At 59.2% G+C, this 25,596-nt stretch carries 19 protein-coding genes; 9 read left to right on the top strand and 10 right to left on the bottom strand.

The window, feature by feature from the left end; genetic code table 11:
* The first annotated feature begins 1 nt into the window (after position 1).
* A complete protein-coding gene (gene moeB / locus BFV67_RS06610) occupies positions 2-754 on the top strand; it encodes a molybdopterin-synthase adenylyltransferase MoeB (protein ID WP_045417403.1) in 753 nt (250 codons plus the stop codon).
* A gap of 85 nt (positions 755-839) precedes the next feature.
* Here moeB and fsa read toward each other — a convergent pair whose 3' ends face one another.
* A complete protein-coding gene (gene fsa / locus BFV67_RS06605) occupies positions 840-1,502 on the bottom strand; it encodes a fructose-6-phosphate aldolase (RefSeq protein WP_023326972.1) in 663 nt (220 codons plus the stop codon).
* A 128-nt stretch (positions 1,503-1,630) separates the two neighbouring features.
* On the opposite strand from fsa, the gene BFV67_RS06600 reads away from it, so the two are divergent.
* The 4 genes from BFV67_RS06600 (at position 1,631) to BFV67_RS06585 (ending at position 7,357) form a co-directional block, all read left to right on the top strand.
* A complete protein-coding gene (locus BFV67_RS06600; RefSeq protein ID WP_069598033.1) occupies positions 1,631-2,530 on the top strand; it encodes a glycyl-radical enzyme activating protein in 900 nt (299 codons plus the stop codon).
* Positions 2,531-2,534: 4 nt separating this feature from the next.
* A complete protein-coding gene (locus BFV67_RS06595) occupies positions 2,535-4,967 on the top strand; it encodes a formate C-acetyltransferase/glycerol dehydratase family glycyl radical enzyme (RefSeq protein WP_069598032.1) in 2,433 nt (810 codons plus the stop codon).
* Between the two features lie 166 nt (positions 4,968-5,133).
* Entirely contained in the window at positions 5,134-5,949 is an 816-nt protein-coding gene (locus tag BFV67_RS06590) for a Cof-type HAD-IIB family hydrolase (RefSeq protein WP_008501192.1), read from the top strand.
* A 151-nt stretch (positions 5,950-6,100) separates the two neighbouring features.
* Positions 6,101-7,357 carry a DUF1479 domain-containing protein gene (locus tag BFV67_RS06585; protein WP_069598031.1) on the top strand — a complete coding sequence of 419 codons (1,257 nt, stop codon included), beginning with the start codon at positions 6,101-6,103 and terminating at the stop codon, positions 7,355-7,357.
* Here the strand turns inward: BFV67_RS06585 and BFV67_RS06580 are convergent.
* Positions 7,354-8,427 (bottom strand): LacI family DNA-binding transcriptional regulator, encoded by a 1,074-nt coding sequence (locus tag BFV67_RS06580; protein ID WP_069598030.1) that lies wholly within the window; start codon positions 8,425-8,427, stop codon positions 7,354-7,356. The genes BFV67_RS06585 and BFV67_RS06580 overlap by 4 nt on opposite strands.
* 288 nt (positions 8,428-8,715) lie before the next feature.
* Between BFV67_RS06580 and BFV67_RS06575 the strand changes: the two genes are divergently transcribed.
* A complete protein-coding gene (locus tag BFV67_RS06575; protein ID WP_045909413.1) occupies positions 8,716-10,017 on the top strand; it encodes an MFS transporter in 1,302 nt (433 codons plus the stop codon).
* 17 nt (positions 10,018-10,034) lie between these two features.
* Positions 10,035-12,398, top strand: coding sequence for a glycoside hydrolase family 31 protein (locus BFV67_RS06570; RefSeq protein ID WP_069598029.1), 2,364 nt, complete (start codon positions 10,035-10,037; stop codon positions 12,396-12,398).
* A gap of 83 nt (positions 12,399-12,481) precedes the next feature.
* Here the strand turns inward: BFV67_RS06570 and BFV67_RS06565 are convergent, their stop codons facing one another.
* Positions 12,482-14,077 carry an ABC-F family ATPase gene (locus BFV67_RS06565; protein ID WP_008501187.1) on the bottom strand — a complete coding sequence of 532 codons (1,596 nt, stop codon included), beginning with the start codon at positions 14,075-14,077 and terminating at the stop codon, positions 12,482-12,484.
* Between the two features lie 222 nt (positions 14,078-14,299).
* On the opposite strand from BFV67_RS06565, the gene ldtB reads away from it, so the two are divergent.
* Positions 14,300-15,220: a L,D-transpeptidase gene (gene ldtB, locus BFV67_RS06560; protein ID WP_044596939.1), complete on the top strand. Its 921-nt coding sequence runs from the start codon at positions 14,300-14,302 to the stop codon at positions 15,218-15,220.
* Between the two features lie 41 nt (positions 15,221-15,261).
* Here ldtB and BFV67_RS06555 read toward each other — a convergent pair whose 3' ends face one another.
* From BFV67_RS06555 to BFV67_RS06545, 3 genes are read right to left on the bottom strand one after another with little or no spacing between them, the layout of a single operon-like run.
* Positions 15,262-15,978, bottom strand: coding sequence for a GntR family transcriptional regulator (locus tag BFV67_RS06555; protein WP_021240962.1), 717 nt, complete (start codon positions 15,976-15,978; stop codon positions 15,262-15,264).
* A 15-nt stretch (positions 15,979-15,993) separates the two neighbouring features.
* Positions 15,994-17,316 (bottom strand): PTS sugar transporter subunit IIC, encoded by a 1,323-nt coding sequence (locus BFV67_RS06550; protein WP_023292937.1) that lies wholly within the window; start codon positions 17,314-17,316, stop codon positions 15,994-15,996.
* 51 nt (positions 17,317-17,367) lie between these two features.
* Positions 17,368-18,744, bottom strand: coding sequence for a glycoside hydrolase family 1 protein (locus BFV67_RS06545; protein ID WP_069598028.1), 1,377 nt, complete (start codon positions 18,742-18,744; stop codon positions 17,368-17,370).
* Positions 18,745-19,044: 300 nt separating this feature from the next.
* On the opposite strand from BFV67_RS06545, the gene BFV67_RS06540 reads away from it, so the two are divergent.
* Positions 19,045-20,148, top strand: a complete 1,104-nt coding sequence (locus BFV67_RS06540; RefSeq protein ID WP_058654710.1) for a succinylglutamate desuccinylase/aspartoacylase family protein — start codon at positions 19,045-19,047, stop codon at positions 20,146-20,148.
* Positions 20,149-20,262: 114 nt separating this feature from the next.
* Here BFV67_RS06540 and BFV67_RS06535 read toward each other — a convergent pair whose 3' ends face one another.
* The 4 genes from BFV67_RS06535 to BFV67_RS06520 all read right to left on the bottom strand — a co-directional run bounded on the left by BFV67_RS06535 (position 20,263) and on the right by BFV67_RS06520 (position 25,593).
* Positions 20,263-21,303, bottom strand: coding sequence for an aldo/keto reductase (locus tag BFV67_RS06535; protein ID WP_069598027.1), 1,041 nt, complete (start codon positions 21,301-21,303; stop codon positions 20,263-20,265).
* A gap of 104 nt (positions 21,304-21,407) precedes the next feature.
* On the bottom strand, positions 21,408-22,931 hold the full coding sequence (locus BFV67_RS06530) for an efflux transporter outer membrane subunit (protein ID WP_069598026.1): 1,524 nt from the start codon (positions 22,929-22,931) through the stop codon (positions 21,408-21,410).
* Complete coding sequence (locus tag BFV67_RS06525; RefSeq protein ID WP_069598025.1) at positions 22,931-24,502, bottom strand: DHA2 family efflux MFS transporter permease subunit; 1,572 nt, start codon at positions 24,500-24,502, stop codon at positions 22,931-22,933. The genes BFV67_RS06530 and BFV67_RS06525 overlap by 1 nt, the downstream gene beginning before the upstream one ends.
* Positions 24,499-25,593 (bottom strand): HlyD family secretion protein, encoded by a 1,095-nt coding sequence (locus tag BFV67_RS06520; protein WP_021240968.1) that lies wholly within the window; start codon positions 25,591-25,593, stop codon positions 24,499-24,501. Before BFV67_RS06520 ends, BFV67_RS06525 begins: the two co-directional genes overlap by 4 nt.
* Between the last annotated feature and the right edge of the window lie 3 nt (positions 25,594-25,596).

The following is a 25,596-nucleotide window of genomic DNA, read 5'->3' as shown; positions in this document are numbered from 1 at the left end:
CATGACGGTGGAGCTGAGCGACCCGGAGATGATGCGCTACAACCGCCAGATTGTGCTGCGCGGGTTTGATTTCGAAGGTCAGGAAGCGCTCAAGGCGGCCAGCGTGCTGGTCGTCGGGCTGGGCGGGCTGGGCTGCGCCGCCGCGCAGTACCTTGCCGCGGCGGGCGCAGGAAGCATGACGCTGCTGGATTTCGATACCGTGTCGGTGTCCAACCTGCAGCGCCAGACGCTGCACAGCGACGCGACGGTGGGCCAGCCGAAAGTGGAATCCGCAAGGGCTGCGCTGGCGCGCATCAACCCCCACGTTCAGTTCACGCTGATTGACGCAATGCTGGATGACGACGCGCTCTCCGCGCAGATTGCCCGGCACGATCTGGTCCTGGACTGCACGGATAACGTCACCGTCCGTAATCAGCTCAACGCGGGCTGTTTTGCTCATAAAACGCCGCTGGTTTCCGGGGCGGCGATCCGCATGGAGGGGCAAATCAGCGTCTTCACGTACGCTGAGGGTGAACCCTGTTACCGCTGCCTGAGCCGTCTGTTTGGCGAGAATGCGCTGACCTGCGTTGAGGCGGGCGTGATGGCGCCGCTCGTCGGCGTGATTGGTTCACTGCAGGCAATGGAAGCGATCAAGGTGCTGACGAATTACGGCACGCCCGCCGCGGGGAAAATCGTGATGTATGACGCGATGACCTGCCAGTTCCGCGAGATGAAGCTGATGCGTAATCCGGGGTGTGAGGTGTGTAGTCAGTAAAAAGTCGGGTGGCGGCTTAGCCATACCCGACCTACAACGGCTCGAACGTAGGCCGGGTAAGCGTTAGCGCCACCCGGCAACCGCGTCAGATGGACGTCCGTCCAAACGCCCCCTGCCAGTCCTGCTCAAACTTCACGATCGCCGCATCCACCGCAGGGGAAGTAATAAACTGCTGCGCCACGTCCAGCGGCAGCGTGATGGACTCGCAGCCTGCCAGCAGGCAGTCCAGCGCCTGACGCGGGGTTTTAAAGCTCGCGGCCAGCACCTTTGACTGCGGCGCGTGCAGCGTCAGCAGCTGCTGTAATTCCACCACGGTCTGGATCCCGTCCCCGCCCTGCGCGTCCACGCGGTTAACGTAAGGGGCCACATACTCTGCCCCCGCCAGCGCGGAGAGCATCCCCTGCGCGGCACCGTAGACCGCCGTGCCCAGCGTCGGGATCCCTTCCGCTTTCAGCATCTTAATAGCCGCCAGCCCTTCCGCGGTCACCGGCACCTTCACCACCAGATCGTTAATGATGGCGCGCAGCTTGCGCGCGTCTTCCACCATCCCTTCGGCGGTGGTTGCCATTACCTGCGCAAACAGACGGCCCTTGCCGCCCAGCGCGTCGTGCAGCGCGGGCAGCAGTTCGTCGAGCGGCGTTTTACCGGCCGCCACAATGCTTGGGTTGGTGGTCACGCCCGCCAGCGGGAAGATTCGCGCCAGCTTTTTGACTGCCGCAACGTCAGATGTGTCGAGATAAAGTTCCATGATGTCACCCTCAAATTAGCCTGCACTTACCCTATCACGACAAAACCTGCTCAAGAGTTGACCTGCATCAAGATAACTTTCATTCGAAAGTAATTTAATCTTCATATGCAAGATGAGAGGCGGAAAACATGATCTTCAATATTCAGCGTTACTCTACCCACGACGGCCCCGGTATACGTACCGTGGTGTTCCTGAAAGGCTGCTCGCTGGGCTGTCGCTGGTGCCAGAACCCGGAAAGCCGCTCCCGCAGCCGGGACGTGCTGTTTGATGCGCGTCTGTGCCTGAACGGCTGCGACCTGTGCCAGCAGGCGGCACCGGGCTGCATCGAACGCGCGCTGAATGGCCTGGTCATCCACCGCGAAAAGCTGAGTGAAGAGACGCTTGATGCCCTCACCGACTGCTGCCCGACGCAGGCGCTGACCGTTTGCGGCGAAGAAAAGCAGGTCGAGGAGATCATGGCGACCGTACTGCGCGATAAACCCTTTTACGACCGCAGCGGCGGCGGGATCACCCTCTCCGGCGGCGAACCGTTTATGAACCCGGAGCTGGCGCACGCGCTGTTTAAAGCCAGCCACGACCAGGGTATCCACACCGCCGTCGAAACCTGCCTTCACGTGCCGTGGCACTATATCGAGCCGTCATTACCGTACGTCGATCTGTTCCTCGCCGACCTGAAGCATGTCGACGGAGACGTTTTCAAGCAGTGGACGGACGGTTCGGCTAAGCGCATCCTGGACAACCTGAAGCGCCTGGCCGCCGCCGGGAAAACGATCGCCATCCGCGTGCCGCTGATCCAGGGCTTCAACGCGGATGAAGCCTCCATCACCGCCATTACCAACTTCGCTGCCGATGAACTCGGCGTCGACGATATTCATTTTCTGCCGTATCACACGCTGGGCATGAACAAATACACCCTGCTCGGCCAACCCTACTCTGCCCCTGACAAACCGCTGGATAACCCTGCCCTGCTGGACTTCGCGCAGCAGTACGCCTGCCAGAAAGGGTTAACCGCGACCTTACGAGGATAAACCTATGACCACCCTGAATCTCAACACCCTCAGCGAGCGCATTAAGGCGCACAAAACGGCCCTGGTGCATATCGTGAAGCCGCCGGTCTGTACCGAGCGCGCCCAGCATTACACCGAAATGTACCAGCAGCACATGGACAAGCCGATCCCGGTGCGCCGCGCCCTGGCGCTGGCGCATCACCTGGCCGAGCGTACCATCTGGATCAAGCACGACGAGCTGATCATCGGGAACCAGGCAAGCGAAGTGCGCGCCGCGCCGATCTTCCCGGAATACACCGTCTCCTGGATTGAGAAAGAGATTGACGACCTGGCGGACCGTCCGGGCGCGGGCTTTGCGGTGAGCGAAGAGAACAAGCGCGTGCTGCATGAAATCTGCCCGTGGTGGCGCGGCCAGACGGTGCAGGACCGCTGCTACGGCATGTTCACCGACGAGCAGAAAGGCCTGCTGGAAACCGGCATCATCAAAGCCGAAGGCAACATGACCTCCGGCGACGCGCACCTGGCCGTTAACTTCCCGCTGGTGCTGGAGAAAGGTCTCGACGGCCTGCGCGCCAAAGTGGCCGAGCGCCGCTCACGCATCAACCTGACGGTATTGGAAGACCTGCACGGCGATCAGTTCCTGAAGGCAATTGATATCGTGCTGGAAGCGGTGAGCCTGCACATCAAACGCTTTGCCGACCTGGCGCGCGAAATGGCCGCGACCGAAACCCGCGTAAGCCGCCGCGACGAGCTGCTGGCAATGGCGGAAAACTGTGACGTAATCGCCCACGAGCCGCCAAAAACCTTCTGGCAGGCGCTGCAGCTGTGCTACTTCATTCAGCTGATCCTGCAGATTGAGTCCAACGGCCACTCCGTCTCCTTCGCGCGTATGGACCAGTATCTCTATCCGTACTACCGCCGCGACGTGGAGCTGAACCAGAGCCTGGATCGCGAACACGCCATCGAGCTGCTGCACAGCTGCTGGCTGAAATTGCTGGAAGTGAATAAGATCCGCTCCGGCTCGCACTCGAAGGCTTCCGCCGGTAGCCCGCTGTACCAGAACGTCACCATCGGCGGCCAGAAGCTGGTCAACGGTGAGCCGATGGACGCGGTGAACCCGCTCTCGTACGCGATTCTGGAATCCTGCGGCCGTCTGCGCTCCACCCAGCCGAACCTGAGCGTGCGCTACCACGCGGGCATGAGCAACGACTTCCTCGACGCCTGCGTGCAGGTGATCCGCTGCGGCTTCGGGATGCCGGCGTTCAACAACGATGAAATCGTCATTCCGGAATTCATCAAGCTCGGCGTTGAGCGCGACGACGCCTACGACTACGCGGCCATTGGCTGCATCGAAACCGCGGTGGGCGGCAAGTGGGGCTACCGCTGCACCGGCATGAGCTTCATCAACTTCGCCCGCGTGATGCTGGCCGCGCTGGAAGGCGGCCGCGACGCCACCAGCGGCAAGGTGTTCCTGCCGCAGGAGAAAGCCCTCTCTGCCGGTAACTTCGATAACTTCGAGGAGGTGATGGCGGCGTGGGATACCCAGATCCGCTACTACACCCGCAAATCCATCGAGATTGAGTACGTCGTGGACACTATGCTGGAGGAGAACGTCCACGATATTCTCTGCTCGGCGCTGGTGGACGACTGCATCGAGCGCGCGAAAAGCATCAAGCAGGGCGGCGCGAAGTATGACTGGGTGTCCGGCCTGCAGGTGGGCATCGCCAACCTCGGCAACAGCCTGGCGGCGGTGAAGAAGCTGGTGTTCGAACAGGGCACTATCGGTCAGCAGCAGCTGGCGGCGGCGCTGGCCGATGATTTCGATGGCCTGACCCACGAGCAGCTGCGTCAGCGCCTGATCAACGGCGCGCCGAAGTACGGCAACGACGACGACAGCGTGGATATGCTGCTGACCCGCGCCTATCAGACCTACATTGAAGAGCTGAAGCAGTACCATAACCCGCGCCACGGCCGCGGCCCGATTGGCGGTAACTACTACGCGGGCACCTCTTCCATCTCCGCGAACGTGCCGTTTGGCGCGGCGACGATGGCGACACCGGACGGACGTAAGGCGCATACCCCTCTGGCGGAAGGGGCCAGCCCGGCTTCGGGTACGGACCACCTCGGCCCGACGGCGGTAATTGGCTCGGTGGGCAAACTGCCGACGGAAGCGATTCTCGGCGGCGTGCTGCTGAACCAGAAGCTGAACCCGTCAACGCTGGAAAACGACAGCGATCGCCAGAAGCTGATGGTGCTGCTGCGCACCTTCTTCGAGGTGCATAAGGGCTGGCATATCCAGTACAACATCGTCTCGCGCGAAACGCTGCTGGAGGCGAAGAAACACCCGGACCAGTACCGCGACCTGGTAGTGCGCGTCGCGGGTTACTCGGCGTTCTTCACCGCCCTGTCGCCGGATGCGCAGGACGATATTATCGCCCGTACTGAGCATACGCTGTAAGAAAACGCCCGGTGGCGCTGCGCTTACCGGGCCTACAGAGTCTCCCCGTAGGCCGGGTAAGGCGAAGCCGCCACCCGGCTTTCTGACTTTCATTCGAAATTAAATTTGTGCTCCTCGTCACCTTGTTATTAGAATGTTTCAAAACGCAGTGACCCAGGAGCACAGTATGACCGTTAAAGTTATCGTCACCGATATGGACGGAACTTTCCTTGATGATGCCAAGCAGTACGATCGTGACCGCTTCCAGGCACAGTTTGAACAGCTTAAAGCCCGCGACATTGAATTTGTTGTCGCCAGCGGCAACCAGTATTACCAGCTCATCTCCTTCTTTCCGGAGCTTAAAGATCGGATCTCCTTCGTGGCGGAAAACGGCGCGCTGGTGTTCGATCGCGGCGAGCAGATTTTTCACGGCGAGCTGACCCGCCATGAATCACAGATCGTGATTGGCGAACTGCTGAAAGACAAAGGGCTGAACTTCGTGGCCTGCGGGCTGGAGAGCGCCTACGTCAGCGATAAAGCGCCAGACGCGTTCGTGGCGCTAATGTCAAAGCACTACCACCGCTTAAAGCGCATCAGCGATTACCGCGACATTGACGACGTGCTGTTTAAGTTCTCCCTGAACCTGCCGGACAGCGATATTCCTAATCTGGTGGATAAACTCCACGTCTCCCTGGACGGCATCATGAAGCCGGTCACCAGCGGCTTTGGCTTTGTCGATTTAATTATCCCCGGCCTGCACAAAGCGAACGGCATCAGCCGTCTGCTGAAGCGCTGGAAAATTTCTCCGCAAGAGTGCGTGGCGATTGGCGACAGCGGCAACGATGCCGAGATGCTGAAGCTGGTGAAATATTCCTTTGCTATGGGTAACGCGGCAGAGAGCATCAAAGAAATCAGCCGCTACAGCACCGATGACAACAACCATCACGGCGCGCTGAACGTCATTCAGGCCGTGCTCGACAACCATTCCCCGTTCGACGCCTGATCCTCTTCTCGCCGGAGCCCTGCTCCGGCACCCTCACTCATTTTCCCGTCCTGTGGCGCAGGTCAAGTTTTTAAACTTGCATTAACTTATTTTTAACTTAAAGTATCACTTGTAGACACTTTTACTTTCGAATGAAAGATGCGAGGCAGTTATGACCTTTACCAGTGAAACCTTGCCAGCGGATCACAAAGCGGCAATCCGTCAGTTGAAACGTGAGTTACGCGCGCAGATCGGTGACGTGCAGGCGGTGTTCAACAAGCTCAGCGACAGCATTGCCACCCGAGTGGCGGAAATTAACGCCCTTAAAAATAAAGGTGAATCCGTCTGGCCGGTGATTCCGCTTAACGATGTGAAAAACGGCACGATTACCGACGCACAGCGCGAGGCCGTTAAGCGCCGCGGCTGCGCGGTGATTAAAGGTCACTTCCCGCGCGAGCAGGCGCTGGCGTGGGATCAGTCGATGCTCGACTACCTCGATCTGAACAAGTTTGATGAGGTGTACAAAGGGCCAGGCGATAACTTCTTCGGCACCCTGAGCGCTTCCCGTCCGGAGATTTACCCGATCTACTGGTCGCAGGCGCAAATGCAGGCGCGCCAGAGCGAAGAAATGGCGCAGGTGCAGTCGTTCCTGAACCGCTTATGGACGTTCGAGAGCAACGGCAAGCAGTGGTTCGACCCGGACGTGAGCGTGATTTACCCGGATCGTATCCGCCGCCGTCCGCCGGGAACCACCTCGAAAGGGCTGGGCGCGCATACCGACTCCGGCGCGCTGGAGCGCTGGCTGCTGCCGGCATACCAGCAGGTTTTCGCCCGCGTGTTTGACGGCAACGTCGACAAGTACGACCCGTGGAACGCCGCGCACCGTACCGAAGTGGAAGAGTATACCGTCGATAACACCACCAAATGCTCGGTGTTCCGCACCTTCCAGGGCTGGACGGCGCTGTCGGACATGATCCCCGGCCAGGGGCTGCTGCACGTGGTGCCGATCCCGGAAGCAATGGCGTACATTCTGCTGCGTCCGCTGCTGGACGACGTGCCGGAAGACGAGTTGTGCGGCGTGGCGCCGGGGCGCGTGCTGCCGGTTTCCGAGAAGTGGCACCCGCTGCTTATCGAGGCGCTGACCAGCATTCCGGCGCTGGAGGCGGGTGATTCGGTGTGGTGGCACTGCGATGTGATCCACTCCGTCGCGCCGGTGGAAGATCAGCAGGGCTGGGGCAACGTGATGTACATCCCCGCCGCACCGATGTGCGAGAAAAACCTCGCCTATGCGAAGAAGGTCAAGGAAGCGCTGGAAACCGGCGCGTCGCCGGGAGACTTCCCGCGCGAGGATTATGAAAAAACCTGGCAGGACCGCTTTACCGTGAACGATCTCAACATCCACGGCAAACGCGCGCTGGGCATGGTCTAGCTGTCGTACAGCCCTTCCCGCTCCACGGCGGTGCGTCGTTTCCCCTGACGTATCCGCCGTACCGATTCCCGCACGGCCAGCGTGCCGTTCAGCAGCAATGTGCCTACCGGCGCGTCCAGGCGCATGAGCCGCTGCTGGAGCATGTGTACCGCTTCCGTTCCCAGCTCATCGCGGGGAACATGCACGGCCGTTAATGGAACATCCTGAATCGCCGCCAGGTTAAAGCCGTCGATGCTCATCACCGAGACGTCCTGCGGCACGCGCAGGCCGTGGTTTTGTAAGGCGCTGATGGTGCCCGCCGCCATAAAGTCGCCGCCAACCAGGAACGCCGTCGGCAGGTCTTTTCCCTGCTGCTGATTTAGCCAATCGCTCACCAGCTGCTCCGTCTCTCTGGCGCTGAAGCTCGGCACCACCAGCAGATCGCGCCTGTCGTTGAACGCCAGGTTGTGAGACTGCCACGCGTCGCGGATCCCCGACAGGCGCTGCTCCATGGTGTAGCGCCGCAGGCACAGCACGTTCATTACCTCCCGGTGCCCCATCTCGAACAGGTACTCCGCCGCCCGCTCGCCGATGGCGCGGTGATCCGGGGCGACGGCAGGCAGGCGCATGCGGCGGTCCCGGCAGTTAATCAGCATGCAGGGTTTGCCCACGTCTACCGCCAGATCGTGGATATGCGGATCGTCAATACCGAGAAGAATGGCCGCCTGGGTGTCCGGCTCGTTCATCCGCGTCAGAAACAGCTGGGCGTCGCTGTCGTTCTCCTCCAGCGCGCAGTAGCGCAACCGGACCTCGTGGGAGGCAAGTGCTTTGCTTACGCTCTGGATCACGCGGTAGTAAAAGATGTCGGACCGCTCGTCAAACGCCCGCTGAGGGGCAAAAACCACCAGGCTGTTAAGCAGCAGACGCCCTGCCGCCATGCCGTCCATTACCCCCAGCTCGCGCGCGCACGCCAGCACCTTTGCACGCGCTTTTTCGCTGGTATTCGCTTTCCCCGCCAGCACCCGCGAAACGGTGCTGATCGAGAGCTGCGTGCGGGCCGCGATTTCGGTGATTTTTAGCCTTTTGTCCATTTTGTGATCTGGCTCCATTTGCGAAATGAAAAAATTTTCATAGCGTGTTTGTCAGGCAATAACTGGCATGAATGCCATCATGCCAGAGTGTTTTCGTCGGTTATGAGAAATTTTGCACAAAATCCACTTTTGCCCACTCATTTTCTTCCTTAAGGTGAACTTGTCACACAGCTTCCATACTAGTTGTATAGCAACTTAAGCATTATAAGCGGATAGAAATCAAAGGCATAACAATCTGTGTGACACCTGAACCTCCGTCCCCTTACCGTCCGTCTTGTGGAGAGTAAAATGAGTCAGGACATCAATAACACCGTTGCGACAAGCAAAACCCGTCGCGTCATCAAGAACCTGCGCTGGTACGTGCTGGTGCTGTTTTTGCTGGGCGTCACCGTTAACTACATCACCCGAAATTCCTTAGGTATTCTCGCTCCGGAGCTAAAAGAGAGCCTCGGGATCACCACCGAGCAATACTCCTGGATCGTCGGCGCGTTTCAGATCGCCTATACCATTTTCCAGCCCCTGTGCGGCTGGCTGATTGACGTCATTGGCCTGAAGATTGGCTTTATGGTCTGCGCCGGGATCTGGGCGCTGATGTGTATCTTCCACGCGGGCGCCGGAAGCTGGCTGCACCTGGCGATTCTGCGCTTCTTTATGGGGGCTTCAGAGGCCGCCGCCACCCCGGCGAACGCCAAAACCATCGGCGAATGGTTCCCGAAATCAGAGCGTCCCGTTGCCGCCGGCTGGGCGGGCGTGGGCTTCTCCATCGGCGCAATGCTGGCTCCGCCTATCATCTACTTTGCTCACGCCTCGTTCGGCTGGCAGGGGGCGTTTATGTTTACCGGCGTGCTGGCGCTGCTGTGGGTGATCCTCTGGTGGGCGTTCTACCACAACCCCGAGCAGCACCCGAACCTGAGCAAGGACGAGCTGGCGTTTATCAAGCAGGATAACGAACCGCCTGCCGTCAAACTGCCCTTCCTGACCGCGCTGAAAACCGTCTCGAAGAACAAACGCTTCTACGGTATCGCCATCCCGGCCTTTATGGCGGAACCGGCCTGGGCGGTGCTGAGCTTCTGGGTGCCGCTGTATCTTGCCAAAGAGCACGGCATGGACCTGAAGCAGATTGCGATGTTTGCCTGGCTGCCGTTCCTCGCCGCCGACCTCGGCAGCGTGGCAAGCGGCTACCTGACGCGTCTGTACACCCGTCTGTTCGGCTGCTCCCGCGTGAACTCTGTCGTCGCCAGCTCCGTGACGGGCGCGTTCCTGATGATCTCGCTGGCCATCGTGGCCATTACCCGCGACCCGTATATCACCATCGTGCTGATCTCCATCGGCGGCTTCGGGCACCAGATCATCTCCTGCATGCTGAGCGCCCTGGTCGTGGAGTCGTTCGACAAAGGCCAGATGGCGACCGTCAACGGCATGCGCGGCTCGGCGGCGTGGATCGCCAGCTTCCTGTTCTCGCTGTTAATCGGTGTGACCGCCGACAAAATCGGCTTTAACCCGCTCTTTATCGCCATGGGCTTCTTTGACCTGATTGGCGCTCTCTTCCTGGTAGCATTTATTGCTGAACGTCGCGCCAAGCGCGCCTGATAGTGGATGTATTGCATATGAAAACCCTGAAAAACTGGACCGTTGATACGCAGTCGGCAAACCATCTTGAACTGCTGGTCGATAACCAGCACCGTCTGTGCCTGTATGTGCTGGAAGAGAACCTGTTCCGCGTGCTGATCAAACGCAAAGGCGAGCTGGCGCTGGACCGCACCTGGAGTATCGCCCCGGAACAAGACGTGCCGTGGGAAGGTCGCCGTCGTGACGATCTGAGCGGCTTCACCTGCCCGGCCTGGATGCTGACGCAGCAGGACGACACGTTAACCGTGGCAACCGAACAGCTGCGCGTCACCGTGCACCAGCCGCTGTGGCTGGAGTGGCACTACCGCAATGACGCGGGCGAGTGGCAGCCGCTGGTCAACGACCGCCCCACCAGCGCCTACCTGCTGAACGCCCACGGCGACGGCGTGGCGCACTACCTGAGCCGCCGCAAGGACGAGCGTTTCTACGGCCTGGGTGAGAAAGCGGGCGATCTGCAGCGCAACGGTAAACGCTACGAGATGCGCAACCTCGACGCGATGGGATACAACGCCGCCAGCACCGATCCGCTGTACAAGCACATTCCGTTCACCCTCACCCGCCGCGACGACGTGAGCTACGGCCTGTTCTACGACAACCTGAGCAGCTGCTGGCTGGATCTGGGTAACGAGATCGACAACTACCACACCGCCTATCGCCGCTGGCAGGCGGAAGCGGGCGATATCGACTACTACCTCTTTACCGGCAGACGCGTGCTGGACGTCACTAAAGCCTTTGTTCGCCTGACCGGAAAAACGCTGTTCGGACCGAAATGGAGCCTGGGCTACAGCGGCTCAACCATGCACTACACCGACGCGCCGGACGCGCAGAATCAGCTGATGAACTTTATTCGCCTGTGCGAAGAGCACGCCATTCCGTGCGACTCGTTCCAGCTTTCGTCTGGCTATACCTCCATCAACGACAAGCGCTACGTTTTCAACTGGAACTATGACAAGGTGCCGCAGCCGAAGGTGATGAGCCAGGCCTTCCACGACGCGGGAATGAAGCTTGCGGCGAACATCAAGCCGTGCCTGCTGCAGGACCATCCGCGCTACAGCGAAGTGGCGGAACGCGGGCTGTTCATTCGCGATTCAGAAACCGATGCACCCGAACGCTCCAGCTTCTGGGATGACGAAGGCTCACACCTCGACTTTACCAACCCGCAAACGGTGCAGTGGTGGCAGAACGGCGTCACCACGCAGCTGCTGGAGATGGGCATCGACTCCACCTGGAACGACAATAACGAATATGAAGTGTGGGACGGGGAAGCCCGCTGCTTTGGCTTCGGCAAGGAGATCGCCATCAAACATATTCGCCCGGTGATGCCGCTGCTGATGATGCGCGCCTCGCTGGAAGCGCAGCAGCGCTTTGCGCCGGAAAAGCGTCCGTATCTGATCTCCCGCTCCGGCTGCGCCGGGATGCAGCGCTACGTCCAGACCTGGAGCGGCGACAACCGCACCAACTGGGACACCCTGCGCTATAACATCCGCATGGGGCTGGGCATGAGCCTGTCCGGGCTGTTCAACGTCGGGCACGACGTCGGCGGTTTCTCCGGCGACAAGCCGGACGCCGAGCTGTTCGTGCGCTGGGTGCAGAACGGCGTGATGCACCCGCGCTTTACCATTCACTCGTGGAACGATGACCACACGGTGAACGAGCCGTGGATGTATCCGGGCGTCACGCCTGCCATTCGCGGCGCGATTGAGCTGCGCTACCGCCTGCTGCCGTATCTCTACACCCTGCTCTGGCAGGCGCACGCCGACGACGAGCCGATGCTGCGCCCGACCTTCCTCGACCACGAGCACGACGCGCAAACCTTCAAAGAGTGCGACGACTTCCTGCTGGGCCGCGACCTGCTGGTCGCCAGCGTCGTCGAAGCCGGGCAGCGCGAGCGCCGCGTCTGGCTGCCGGATAACGAAACGGGCTGGTACGATTTTTACACCCACGCGTGGTATGCGGGCGGACAATCCATCGCCCTGGATGCGCCGCTGGAAAAACTGCCGCTGCTGGTGCGCGCCGGGGCCGGTCTGCCGCTCAGCGAGCGCATCACGCATGTGAGTGCCGAAAAAGATACGACCCGCGAGCTGAAGCTGTTCCCGGTGAAAGGCGTGGGCACAACCACGGGGCTGCTGTTTGAAGACGACGGTGAAAGCTGGGGCTACCTGAACGGCAATGCGCTGTGGGTGGAATGGGAGATGGTGTGCGACGGCGCAACCATCAACCTGAAGGTGAACGCGCGCGGCGACTATTGTCCGGCATGGAAGGCGCTGAAGGTATCATTACCGGCGGGGGAAAAACGTACGCTGCGGGTGAACGGGGTTGAAAGGAGTGAGTGGGTGCTCTGAACATTGCCGGGTGGCGGCTTCGCCTTACCCGGCCTACAAAGTCACCCGTAGGCCCGGTAAGCGAAGCGCCACCGGGCTTTTTTTTAGCCGTCGATACCTTTGCTGCGCAGGTAATCTTCGTAGTTACCGGTGAAGTCCACCACGCGCTCTGGCGTAATCTCGATCACGCGGGTTGCCAGCGAGCTGACGAACTCACGGTCGTGAGAGACGAAGATCAGGGTGCCCTGATACATCTCCAGCGCCATGTTCAGCGATTCGATCGATTCCATGTCCAGGTGGTTAGTCGGTTCGTCCATCACCAGGATGTTTGGTTTTTCCATCATCAGCTTGCCGAACAGCATGCGGCCTTTCTCGCCACCGGAGAGCACTTTAGCAGGCTTTTTGATGTCGTCCTGGCTGAACAGCAGACGGCCCAGGATGCTGCGCACCGCCTGCTCGTCGTCGCCTTCCTGCTTCCACTGGCTCATCCAGTCGAAGACGGTGAGGTCATTTTCGAATTCGTACTCATGATCCTGCGCGTAGTAGCCAATCTGCGCGTTCTCGGACCATTTCACGGTGCCGTTGTCCGGCTGCAGTTCGCCGACCAGGGTTTTCAGCATGGTGGATTTACCCACGCCGTTGGCGCCCAGAATGGCAATCTTCTCGCCCACTTCCAGCAGCAGGTTGAAGTTTTTAAACAGCGGGCCTTCATCGAAGCCTTTGGTAAGGGCCTCCACTTCCAGCGCGTTACGGAACAGCTTCTTGTCCTGCTCGAAGCGGATGAACGGGTTCTGACGGCTGGAGGCTTTAACCTCTTCCAGCTTGATTTTGTCGATCTGACGCGCGCGCGAGGTCGCCTGACGCGACTTAGAGGCGTTAGCGCTGAAGCGGCTAACAAAGGACTGCAGGTCCGCAATCTGCGCTTTCTTCTTGGCATTGTCCGCCAGCAGACGCTCGCGCGCCTGGGTGGCCGCCGTCATGTATTCGTCGTAGTTGCCCGGATAGACGCGCAGCTCGCCGTAGTCCAGATCCGCCATGTGCGTACAGACCATGTTCAGGAAGTGACGGTCGTGCGAGATGATGATCATGGTGCTGTCGCGGTCGTTGAGCGTCTGCTCCAGCCAGCGGATGGTGTCGATGTCCAGGTTGTTCGTCGGTTCGTCGAGCAGCAGGATGTCCGGGTTAGAGAACAGCGCCTGAGCCAGCAGCACACGCAGCTTCCAGCCTGGCGCGACTTCGCTCATCGGGCCGTAATGCTGTTCAACCGGAATGCCGACGCCCAGCAGCAGCTCGCCCGCACGCGCTTCCGCAGAGTAACCGTCCATCTCGCCGTACTGCGTTTCCAGATCGGCCACCTTATAGCCATCTTCTTCGCTCATTTCGGCCAGCGCGTAGATGCGATCGCGCTCCTGCTTCACTTCCCACAGCTCCGCGTGCCCCATGATCACGGTGTCCAGCACGGTGAACTCTTCGAAGGCGAACTGATCCTGACGCAGCTTACCGATACGCTCGTTAGGGTCGAGCGAGACGTTGCCGAGGGTCGGCTCCAGATCGCCGCCAAGGATCTTCATGAAGGTGGATTTTCCGCTACCGTTGGCGCCAATCAGGCCGTAACGGTTGCCGCCGCCAAATTTGACGGAAATGTTTTCGAACAGCGGCTTACTGCCAAACTGCATAGTGACGTTGCTGGTAACTAACACGGGGAGATTCCTGCGAAAAGTGTGATAAACACGGCATTATGCCACAATTCCGAATTGAGATCCCGTGTTGCGGCAATCCACTAAACTTTAACAAAATCGAAAAAAATGTGATTTCGTACACATCTGAATTCCCTGTTAGCGGGAATGCACATATAATGCGCTCCCATCACAGATTCAGACTTATCAACTCATCGCCTGAATGGCTTAGATACCTCGCACAACATGAACATGAAATTAACAGCGCTTTTTGCGGCGGCGTTAGCCGTAGTAGGTTTTTGTAAGACCGCGTCTGCGGTGACGTATCCCCTGCCGACCGACGGAAGCCGTCTGGTGGGTCAAAACCAGGTGGTGACGGTGCCTGAGGGTAACTCTCAGCCGCTGGAGTATTTCGCCGCGCAGTACCAGCTGGGCCTGTCTAACATGCTGGAAGCGAACCCGGGCGTTGACCCGTATCTGCCAAAAGCAGGTACCGTGCTGAATATTCCTCAGCAGCTGATCCTGCCGGATACCGTTCATGAAGGTATCGTGATCAACAGCGCCGAAATGCGTCTGTATTACTACCCGAAAGGCACCAACACCGTTATCGTGCTGCCAATCGGTATCGGCCAGCTGGGTAAAGACACCCCGCTGAACTGGACCACCAAAGTTGAACGTAAGAAAGCGGGCCCAACCTGGACCCCAACCGCCAAAATGCACGCGGAATACATCGCTGCGGGCGAACCGCTGCCAGCCGTTGTGCCAGCCGGCCCGGATAACCCGATGGGTCTGTATGCCCTGTACATTGGTCGTCTGTACGCGATTCACGGCACCAACGCCAACTTCGGTATCGGTCTGCGCGTAAGCCACGGCTGCGTGCGTCTGCGTAACGACGATATCAAGTTCCTGTTCGAAAACGTGCCGGTCGGTACGCGCGTGCAGTTCATCAACGAACCGGTGAAAGCGACGTCTGAGCCAGACGGCAGCCGCTACATCGAAGTGCACAACCCGCTGTCCACCAGCGAAGACCAGATCAACAACAACGAGATCGTGCCGATTACGCTGAACAGCGCGGTGCAGTCCGTGACCTCTCAGCCTGACGTGGAAACCACCATCGTCGACCAGGCGATTCAGAACCGTTCCGGTATGCCGGTGCGTCTGAATTAATCACGCGCATTAAAAAAGCGGGCTTCAAGGCCCGCTTTTTTTTATCCGTTATTCACGATAACAATCCCGCCGTGGTCGTACCGATAGTGGCAGTGGGCATACTCCAGCGCGGTGCCGTCCTCCAGATAAATGACCTGCTCCACCTCCAGCACCGGATCGGTTTCCTCACAGACCAGATGCTCCCTGTCCAGCGCGCTGGGCTTAAGCGCCCGCACCACCCGATATGACCCCATAATTTTCAGCCCCAGGGTTTCCTGAACGTACTGAAACACCGAACCTTCAAGATGGCTTTTCGTCAGGCCCGGCACCAGATTCATCGGCATCACCGTGGAATCCAGCGACATGGGTTCGCCGTTTAATAAGCGCAGACGAATAAAGTCATAGACGGGCGCATCGGCGTTAATCATCAGCGACGCCTGCTCTTTTTCGTTCGGGAAGCGCAGTTCAAAATGCACCACCTGGCTGGTAACCGTGCCCAGATGTTCCCAGGTTTTGGTGGCACCGAAATAGTCGCTGCCGGAGAGATCCCACTGCGAGAGCTGGAGGAAGTTTTTGCGGATGAACGTCCCTTGCCCCTGGCGGGTGTAGACCAGCCCTTCGACGATCAGCTGACGCATCGCCTGCTGGATGGTCATCCGGCTGGTGCTGAACTCCGCCGCCAGCGCAAACTGGTCCGGGAGCGGTTCATTGGCGGCGTACTGCTGGCTGATAATGCGTTTCTTGATTTCCCGCGCTATGGTGATGTACTTCGCCGCCATCGTCCTTCCTTACAGTTAGTTTTCTATCCCGCTGTTTTTCAACGCCACTCGCTCGGCAATCTTGAGGAAAGGCAGGTAGAAGAATACACCAAATACAATGATTGCCAACTGCACTACCACCGCCCGCCAGTCCCCTGCCGTCGCCAGCCAGGCGCTGAGAATCGGCGGCGTGGTCCACGGGATCATCACCACGCAGCGCGACATGAATCCCAGCGTGGTACAAAGCCAGGCGAAGTAAATGCCGATGGCGGGCAACAGCACAAACGGGATCATTAGCGGCAGGTTAAAGACAATCGGCAGGCCGAAGATCACCGGCTCGTTGATGTTGAATAAGCCCGGCGCCAGCGACAGACGCGCTACCTGCTTCGCCGACTGCTGTCGGGAGAAGATAAAGATGGCGATCAGCAGCGAGATCGTGCTGCCGGTTCCGCCCACCATGCCAAACGTCGGCACGAAGATGTTGTTGATGATGTGCGGAATGGGCTGGCCGTTGGCGAAGGCCAGCATGTTCTCGTTGGTGTTGATCAGCAGAAACGGCTCCAGCACCACGCTGTTGACCACCGACTGATGGATACCGAGCGTGAACAGAAAGTTGCCGAAACTGTAGATGAAAATCGTCCCCGGCAGGCTGGTGTTGATCAGCCGCAGCGGCTGCTGGATAAAGGTGGTAATGAGATGGATCAGATCCGTGTGCAGCACGTTTGCCAGCACGGCCGCCAGCACCGCGAACAGGGAGAGCGTGAGGATCGTCGGGATCAGCGCGGTAAAGGATTTGCTGACCGCTGGGGGCACATTTTCCCCGAGCGATATGTGCAGCGCCTTCAGGCGCGAAATCGCGATAAACACTTCCGTTGAGAGCAGCCCAATCAGCACCCCGGCGAAAATCCCGGTGGAGCCGATATTGGCGAAGGTCAGCACCTGCGTGACGTTCACCGCAGCGTCGCTGCCAACGGGCGTAACCTGTAAGCGCATCGGCATCATGATGATAAAACTGCTGACGGCGATAACCACTGCCGAAACCGGGTTGTCGAAATCTTTGTTGCGCGCCAGTGACCAGGCGATCATCGGGGCCAGCAGCAGCGCGGCGATGTTAAGCGTGCCGTTGATAATCGCCTCGCCCCACACTTTGAAGTGTGCCAGCGTATCGCCGTGAAAAATCCACGGAAACACCACATTGTTCACCAGCACCGCCAGGCCAGCGAGGATGAAAATCGGCATCACCGTGGCGAAGGCGTCGCGCAGGGAGCGCAGGTGCACCTGGTTTGCCAGGCGCGCCGAGAACTCGACAAACTTATCGACAAAGGACTGCATATGCGGTGTGATTTTTGTTTCAGACATAGCGGATAGTTCCCATCAATCAGTCACAAAAACGGCCCGGCAGCGTACGGCTTACATCTCGCGTCCGTTGGTATGGATAACCTGTTTTAACCACGCGTAGCTCTTCTTCGGCACGCGCCTGAGGTCTTTCAGGTCGTGGTTTTCCCGGTTGACGTAGACCACGCCGTAGCGCTTACGCATGTCGCCCTGGGAGCTGAGAATGTCGATTAACCCCCAGCCGAGGTAGCCCATGACCTCTGCCCCATCCTCGAATATCGCCGCTTTCATCGCCTCGATGTGCGCCCGGTGGTAGTCGATGCGGTAGGTATCCTCGATGGGGTTGACGCCATCCCAGGACTCAATCACGCCAATGCCGTTTTCAATCGGGAACACCGGCATGCGCCAGTCGTTGGCGTAGCGGGTAATGATGGTGCGAAAACCGAGCGGGTCGATCTGCCAGTTCCACTCGGTGGCTTTCAGGTAGGGGTTATTTTTCTCGCCGTGCAGCAGGTAATAGTTGACCGGCGTGCCTTCCGGGATCGCATCGCTGTCCAGCGTTTTGCTGGCGTAGTAGCTAAAGGCCATATAGTCGTTTCTGGTGCGCGCCAGTAGCGCTAAATCTTCGGCGCGGTAGATATCACCAAAGCCTTCCTGCTCCACCACCGCCATCACCGCCGGGCTGTAGCCCTGCCCGGCAAAGACGCGCAGCAGGTTCTGGTTGAGGAACTCGTCATACTGCTGGGCGCAGAAGATATCGCGCGGTTTGCAGGTGGCCGGGTAAACCAGCTGGTGCGCCAGCATGCCGCCCATCAGCTGGCCCGGTTTTGTCTGGTGCAGGTATTCGGTCAACGCCATGTGCGCCACCATGGTGTGATGCTGCAGCTCGTACAGCTCGCGCAGGGTTTGATCGCCTTTCATGTAGCCGGAAATACGAAACGCTTCCGGCATATGGAAGATGTTCTGCTCGTTGAAGGTTAGCCAGTACTTCACGCGGTCGCCAAAGCAGTCGATCATCTTTTTACCGTAGCGGATAAAGGCGTCCATTACGCGGCGGTCATTAAAGCCGTTGTACTCCTGCGCCAGCGCCAGCGGCATATCGAAGTGGTAGAGGCAGATCATCGGCTCAATACCGCGGGCGATGAGATCGTCAATAAAGCGGTCGTAAAACGCGATGCCCTCGTCGTTGAACGCGCCGTCACCCTGCGGACAGACGCGGCTCCAGGAGATCTGGAAGCGGTAGCAGTTCATGCCCAGATCCTGCATCAGGTCGAAATCTTCCCGGTAGCGATGGTAGGAGTCGGTCGCCACTTTCCAGTCGGAGATGTTCTCCCCAGCCTCACGAATGTCGTACACCGACATCCCCTTCCCGCCCTCGTTCCAGGCCCCTTCCGTCTGCATGCTCGATACCGAGTTGCCCCATAAAAAGTTGGACGGCAGCTGATTGCTCATGTTTCCTCCCTATATGACTAGTCATTTAAAATTTCATGACTAGTCATATAGGCGAAGATGGCATGTCGATCAAAGTGGAGGATCGTTTTTTGTGAGGTAGGTTAGAAAGAAGACGCCGGGCAGGAAAAATGAATCGCGCAAACCCTGTTATTGAGGCCGGTGCGTTAGCCTATGCAAAATCACATTTCCCGATCGTGCCGCTGGCTGGCCTCATAAAATCACTATTAACTTAATGAGCACGAACCACGGCCCAGGCCGAAAAATAAAAATCTCAACCCTATCAAATGGAAAATGACGCTCATGAAGATATCTACTAGCCGTATCGCATTCGCTCTCAGCTTAGCGTTGCCATGCTCAATGACTCACGCGGCAACGGTGTATACGGGTGATAAGGTGCAGGGGGTGCCGGTTATCTCGACTCTGGATGTATCAGACCTGACAGCAGGACAACATCGCTTCATGTTCGAGGGGGTTGAGACAGGAACAGGACAGCGCTGGTATGTCCCCATCATGGTGGCAAAAGGCAAAACGGACGGGAAGAACGTTCTGCTGCAGGCGGGCGTCCACGGGGATGAGCTAAACGGAGTGCGCATCGTACAAAAAGTGATGGAACAACTGGACCCCGCAAAAATGAACGGCAGCGTTATTGGCATTATAGGTCCAAACCGTTCTGGACTTGAAAGGGTCTCCCGGACATGGTCCGTTTCAACCGATGGGGGCGAGACGATCGACTACAACCGCGTGCATCCAGGAAAAGAAACGGGTAACCCTGCCGAGCGTCAGGCATGGATGATGTGGAATAAGGTTTACAAGGGAAATGTCGACCTGGCGATTGACTATCACACCCAGTCTACCGGAACGGCTTATCCGCTGTTCATTTATGCCGACTACCGCAATGCGGATGCCCGGACGATTGCAGAACTTTTTCCGGCCGATCAAATTAAGAAAGATCCCGGCGAAGCCGGCTCAATGGAGACAACCTTTATTCAAAATGGTATCCCGGCGATAACGGCCGAGACGGGAGAGCCGAGGATTTACCAGCAGGATATGATTGCCAGGGGTGTAGAGGGTGCCCTCAATGTACTGATTCATTACAAGGTGATTGAAGGCAAAATCGGCGCAACCGCCATCAGCAATAAAACGTATATTGGTAATGCGATCAGTTCAATACGAGCGACCACGGGCGGGTTTGCGGAAGTTTTCGTTAAACCCGGCGACACGGTAAAAGCAGGACAAGAGGTCGCCCTGCAGCGAAATGCATTCGGTGATGTTGTCGCGAAGTATTCAGCAGAGCGGGACGGCAAAGTACTGTCAGTTGGAACAGATGTCGTGAGAGAACCCCGAGCCCTGCTGGTAAGAATCCTTGAGCAAAACCCAGCGGCAACCTGCAAAGACGGTTGCTGATTCCCACCACAGCCCATCGTTGAATCGGCAAAAGCGTGCTCAGTGAAATAAGCCGCTTTTGCCGATTTCTGTACCGATGGTCAAACAAATTTAAAAATTACCTGATGCGGAGTGTTACTGTTGCGCGAGCTGATTACGGCGATACTCCCCCTGACGCTCCAGCATCCAGCCCGGATACTCGCGCGGCAGCGCGCTCACCGCATCCAGCTGCTTAAGCTCGTCTTCGCTGAGGAGGATCCCGGTGGCGGCAATGTTGTCGTCCAGCTGCTCAACGCGTTTCGCGCCAATGATGACGCTGGTCACCGCCTTCTGGTGCAGCAGCCACGCCAGCGCGATTTGCGCGACAGAGACGCCCTTGCTTTCGGCAATCACGCGCATCACGTCCACGCAGTCAAAGGCGCGCTCTTTGTTCACCGGCGGGAAGTCAAACTCCAGACGGCGGCTACCGGCTTCGCTCTGCCCGTCGCGGCCATATTTTCCGCTCAGCAGGCCGCCCGCCAGCGGGCTCCAGACCATCAGCCCGACGCCTTCGCTCTGCATCATGGGGACCAGCTCGCGCTCAAGATCGCGTCCGGCGATGGTGTAATACGCCTGGAGGGATGCGAAGCGCGCCAGCCCGAGGCGCTCGGAAATACCCAGCGCTTTGGCAATCTGCCACGCCGCCCAGTTCGAGACGCCGATATAGCGCACGTGGCCGTGCTGCACCAGGTTATCCAGCGCATACAGCGTCTCTTCAATCGGCGTGGCCGGGTCGAAGCCGTGCAGTTGATAGAGATCGATATGATCCAGCTGCAGGCGGCGCAGGCTCTCCTTCACGCTGCTGATGATGTGATAGCGCGAGCTGCCGCGCGAGTTCACTCCTGCCGTTCCGGTTTCGCCGAACACTTTGGTGGCGACGACCACGTTCTCGCGCGGAACGTTCAGGTTTTTCAGCGCCTGCCCGAGGATCGCCTCCGAACGGCCTTCCGAGTAGACGTCGGCGGTGTCGATAAAGTTGATGCCCGCGTCCAGCGCGCGGCCCACCAGCTGCTCGGCTTCATTTTGCTGGAGCTGGCCAATCTTGCCCCACATGCCGCCTTCACCGCCGAACGTCATGGTGCCGAGGCAGAGTTCAGAAACGAACAGTCCGGTATTGCCCAGTTTTTGATAACGCATAACGCTTTCCTCGCATGTCGATTGGGTGTCTGTTAGTTATACCCGCCCCTCTGCCATCGCGAATGTGGCGTTCCTGTCCGTTTCTTGCCCAATCCTCTGAATATTTATCCGCGCGGGGCGTCGCCAAAGACGCTGTAGTCCGGCAGCTGCACCTGCTGATACGGCTCCCAGCCGCCGCCGAGCGCCTTGTAGAGCGCCACCAGATCGAGTGCGCTTTGCACCTGCGCCTGCGCGCGCTGCTGCTGGGCCTGCGCCAGCTGCCGCTGGGCGTCCAGCACGTCGATAAAGCTGGCGATCCCCTGCCGATAGCTGTCGCTCGCCAGGTCAAAGGCGTTTTGCAGGGCATCAATGGTTTTCGCCAGGCCCGCTTCACGCTGCTGGTCGGTGCGATAGCTCACCAGCGCATTTTCGACATCGCCGAGCGCGGTGAGCACCGTCTGCCGATAGTCCAGCACCGCGGCTCCCTGCTGCGCGCGCGCCACCTTCACGCTGGAAACCAGTCGACCGCCCTGGAAAATCGGAATGGAGACCTGCGGGCCAAAGCTGTAGAAGTGGCTGCTCCAGTCGGTCAGCCAGTTGGTTTCACTGTTGCGCAGGCCAAACTGCCCGGAGAGGGTAAAACTCGGGAACAGCTGGGCCACCGAGACGCCAATCTGCGCCGTGGCGGCATGAAGATTCGCCTCCGCTTCGCGCACGTCCGGACGGCGTCGCGCGAGCGCAGACGGAATGCCGGTTTGCACGATATCCGGCAATGCGGGCATCGGCTGCACGCTTTGTAACTCCGCATCGAGCGCACCCGGCGGCTTGCCAAGGAGAATTGCCAGACCGTTCATCGCCTGCCGCGCCTGCGCCTGGTACTGCGGCAGCTGCGCCTCCAGGTTACCCAGCTGTGCCCGCGCATTTTCTACATCCATCTGCGGGGAAAGCCCGCCCCGCTGGCGGCTTTCGGTCAGATCCAGCGTCTGCTGCGCGCTTTTAATCTGGGTGTTCAGCGTGGCGATAATACTCTGCGCCCCGCGCAGTTGGAGCCACGCGCGCGCCACTTCCGCCTCCAGCGACACCAGCGCGTCGTTACGCTGCTCGATAGCCGCTTTCTGCTGCGCCTCGGCGGCTTCCACCTGTCGGCGCACCTTGCCCCAGAGGTCAATTTCCCACTGGGCGTCGAAGCTGCCCTGGTAGAGGTTGATCGGCTGCGTCAGGGGGCCTAACGCGCCCCGCAGCTCAGGATCGACATTATCCAGCTGGTCATACACGCCGTGGGATTTCAGCTCCCCTTCCAGCCCGAGCTGCTGGCGCGTCGCCTGCAGATTGCCGTTCACCGACGGGTAAAACGCCCCGCCCGCCTGGTTAATCTGCTCGCGCGCGCCGGCGATGCGCAGCACCGTCTGCTGCAGCGTCAGGTTTCCGGCGATGGCGCGCTCAACCAGGCTGTCGAGCTGCGGCGAGCCGAAGGTCTTCCACCAGCGCGGGTTGGTCGCGGCGGAGGTCGTCTGCGATTTTACCCCGCTGTCGCCCTTATCGTTCCAGTGCGTCACGGCAGGCGGCGCGGGCGGCTGATAGTCCGGCCCGACGGCGCAGCCTGCCAGCAGCATCATTATCATCAGGGGGTGTAAACGTCTGTGTATCATCAATGTGCTCCTGCACTCCCCTCGCTCTTAACCGGCGAGAGCAACAAACAAAACGGAATCAATAGCAAGGCCACGGCGCTCAGAAGGGTGAAGACGTCGATGTAGGCCAAAAAGCGCGACTGCTCGATCATGGTCTGGTACAGGCGTCCGGTGGCAATCCCGGTGGGATCGCCCACCTGGGTCGTGAAGTTCTGGATCGCATGGGCGCTTTCGCGTATTGCCTGCTGAAACTGTTCGTTAAACGGCGAGGCGTGGTACGCAAGGTGCGCGCTATGCGCCTGAGACCGTTCGGTGATGGCCGCCGTCGACAGCGAGATCCCGACCGAGCCCGCGACGTTACGGAACATAGTGAACAGCGCCGCCGCGTCGGCATTCAGCCGTCTTGGAATCGAAATAAAGGCAATGGTGGTCAGGGGCACAAACAGGAACCCCAGCCCCAGCGACTGGGCGCTGCGGAACAGCACCAGGGTTTCAAAGTCGATATCCGGGGTCAGCGTGCGCGACCAGAAGAACGACACCGCCAGGCAGGTAAAGCCAAAGGCGATAATCCAGCGCGTCTGCACCACCGGCATCAGCTTCAGCACCAGCGGGATCGTTAATACAATCAGCACCGCCCCGGGCGACAGCACCAGCCCGGACCAGGTGGCGGTATAGCCTAAATCCTGCTGCGCCAGCTGGGGGATCACCACCGAACTGCCGTACAAAATCATCGCCATCCCCGCCATCAGCAGGCTGGAAATTGCAAAGTTGCGGTCCTTCATGCAGTGCAGATCCACCACCGGCTTTTTGGCATACACCAGCCAGTAAATGGCACCGATAATGCCGATTAGCGTTAACACCGCGAAGGTACGGATAAAGTTCGAGTAGAACCAGTCCTCATCTTCTCCCCGGTCAAGCATCACCTGCAGGCAGCCAAGCCCTAAAGCGATCAGGCCGATCCCCGTCCAGTCGATGGTCAGCTTCTCTTTAGACTTGCTCTCCCACGGCGGATCTTCCAGCAGCTGGTAGATCGCCAGCACCGTAACAATCCCCACCGGGATGTTGATAAAGAACACCCAGCGCCAGGAGTAGTTGTCGGTGATCCAGCCCCCCAGCGTCGGGCCGAGGACCGGTGCAACAATAATCGCGATGGAGGAAAGGCCGAACGCTTTGCCCCTGTCCTCCGGCTTGAAGTAGTCGAGCAGTACCGACTGCTGCGTGGGCTGCAGCCCGCCGCCAAAAAAGCCCTGCATCACGCGGAACAGGATGATCTGCCACAGCTCGGTGGCGATGCCGCAGAGGAACGAGCAGACGGTAAACATGACGATGCAGATCAGGAAGAACTGCTTGCGGCCAAATACCCGGCTCAGAAACGCCGAGATGGGCAGCACGATGCCGTTCGCGACCAGGTAGCTGGTTAATACCCAGGTGGATTCGTCATAGCTGGACGAGAGCGAACCTGCCACGTGGGGCAGCGCCACGTTCACGATGGTGGTGTCCAGAATTTCCATAAACACCGCCAGGGTGACGACAATCGCCACCGCCCACGGATTGCTGGCGGGCTTCCAGCTGTCGTGGCTGTGATCCGTCATTCCACCGTCACCTTCGGCGCGACCGACAGCCCCAGCGGCAGCGGTTTGTTCGGATCGAGCCCCTTATCAATCACGATTTTCACCGGCACGCGCTGCACAATTTTGACAAAGTTACCGGTGGCATTTTCAGCCGGGAAGGCGGAGAAGCGCGAGCCGCTGCCCTGCTGGATACTGTCAACGTGGCCCTCAAGCGCCATATCCGGCCACGCGTCGACCGACACGGTGACCTTATCGCCGGGCTTCATGCGCTCAAGCTGGGACTCTTTGAAGTTCGCCACCACCCACACGTTCGGCGAAACCAGCGAGAACAGCGCCGTTCCCGCCTGCACCAGCGTACCGGGCTGCACGTTGCGTTTGGTGACAAACCCGTCGAACGGGGCGCGGACTTCGGTGTAAGAGAGGTTCAGATTGGCCGTTTCCAGCTGCGCTTTGGCCTGTTCGACCTGACGCTCGCGCGCTTCAACGTTGGTTTCCTGCTGGCGGATTTGCAGCTGTACCTGCTCTGCCACTTCCAGCTGCGCCTGGGCGCTGGCCAGACCCGCCTGGGCGCTGCGCAGCTGTGCGTTCGCGGAATCAATACTTTGCTGGGTGGTCGCCCGCGGATCGACGCCGCGCTGGCGGCGATACTCCGCCTGCGCGTTCGCCAGATCGGCCTGCGCTTTCAGCACCTGCGCTTTGGCTTCGTCACGCTGGGCGGGATACTGCACTTTGGAGAGTGCGAGCTGCGCCTGGGCCTGGTGCAGCTGCGCGATAGCCAGCCCAAGCTGGGCCTGAGCCTGATCGCGCTGCGCGGTGGTATCCCGCGGATCGATGACCACCAGCAGATCGCCTTTTTTCACGCGCTGGTTATCGCGCACCCGCAGCTCGGTGACGTAGCCTGCCGTTTTCGGGGCAATCGTCACCACGTCGCCGTCGGTAAAGGCGTCGTCGGTCGTCTCTTCGTTACGGGTTAAAAACCACCAGACCAGCGCCACGACGACCATCACCACCACGACAATGCCGAGGATAATTAACGGTTTTTTGCCCGGGCGCTTACGCTCATTATTGTTTTTGTCCTGCTCGTCAGCAGGCGGATTTTGATCTTCAGCCATAGT

It is taken from the genome of Enterobacter roggenkampii (assembly GCF_001729805.1).
GTDB classification, from domain to species: Bacteria; Pseudomonadota; Gammaproteobacteria; order Enterobacterales; family Enterobacteriaceae; genus Enterobacter; species Enterobacter roggenkampii.
Note: the sequence above shows the minus strand (reverse complement) of the source record. Positions and strands in the feature narration are given on the sequence as shown.

Coding starts and splice junctions, on each gene's coding strand:
- BFV67_RS06540 (WP_058654710.1), top strand. CDS start 19,045: ATGAAGATATCTACTAGCCGTATCGCATTCGCTCTCAGCTTAGCGTTG.
- BFV67_RS06570 (WP_069598029.1), top strand. CDS start 10,035: ATGAAAACCCTGAAAAACTGGACCGTTGATACGCAGTCGGCAAACCAT.
- ldtB (WP_044596939.1), top strand. CDS start 14,300: ATGAACATGAAATTAACAGCGCTTTTTGCGGCGGCGTTAGCCGTAGTA.
- moeB (WP_045417403.1), top strand. CDS start 2: ATGACGGTGGAGCTGAGCGACCCGGAGATGATGCGCTACAACCGCCAG.
- BFV67_RS06600 (WP_069598033.1), top strand. CDS start 1,631: ATGATCTTCAATATTCAGCGTTACTCTACCCACGACGGCCCCGGTATA.
- BFV67_RS06550 (WP_023292937.1), bottom strand. CDS start 17,316: ATGTCTGAAACAAAAATCACACCGCATATGCAGTCCTTTGTCGATAAG.
- BFV67_RS06580 (WP_069598030.1), bottom strand. CDS start 8,427: ATGGACAAAAGGCTAAAAATCACCGAAATCGCGGCCCGCACGCAGCTC.
- BFV67_RS06545 (WP_069598028.1), bottom strand. CDS start 18,744: ATGAGCAATCAGCTGCCGTCCAACTTTTTATGGGGCAACTCGGTATCG.
- BFV67_RS06555 (WP_021240962.1), bottom strand. CDS start 15,978: ATGGCGGCGAAGTACATCACCATAGCGCGGGAAATCAAGAAACGCATT.
- BFV67_RS06535 (WP_069598027.1), bottom strand. CDS start 21,303: ATGCGTTATCAAAAACTGGGCAATACCGGACTGTTCGTTTCTGAACTC.
- BFV67_RS06520 (WP_021240968.1), bottom strand. CDS start 25,593: ATGGCTGAAGATCAAAATCCGCCTGCTGACGAGCAGGACAAAAACAAT.
- BFV67_RS06530 (WP_069598026.1), bottom strand. CDS start 22,931: ATGATACACAGACGTTTACACCCCCTGATGATAATGATGCTGCTGGCA.
- fsa (WP_023326972.1), bottom strand. CDS start 1,502: ATGGAACTTTATCTCGACACATCTGACGTTGCGGCAGTCAAAAAGCTG.
- BFV67_RS06585 (WP_069598031.1), top strand. CDS start 6,101: ATGACCTTTACCAGTGAAACCTTGCCAGCGGATCACAAAGCGGCAATC.
- BFV67_RS06590 (WP_008501192.1), top strand. CDS start 5,134: ATGACCGTTAAAGTTATCGTCACCGATATGGACGGAACTTTCCTTGAT.
- BFV67_RS06525 (WP_069598025.1), bottom strand. CDS start 24,502: ATGACGGATCACAGCCACGACAGCTGGAAGCCCGCCAGCAATCCGTGG.
- BFV67_RS06575 (WP_045909413.1), top strand. CDS start 8,716: ATGAGTCAGGACATCAATAACACCGTTGCGACAAGCAAAACCCGTCGC.
- BFV67_RS06595 (WP_069598032.1), top strand. CDS start 2,535: ATGACCACCCTGAATCTCAACACCCTCAGCGAGCGCATTAAGGCGCAC.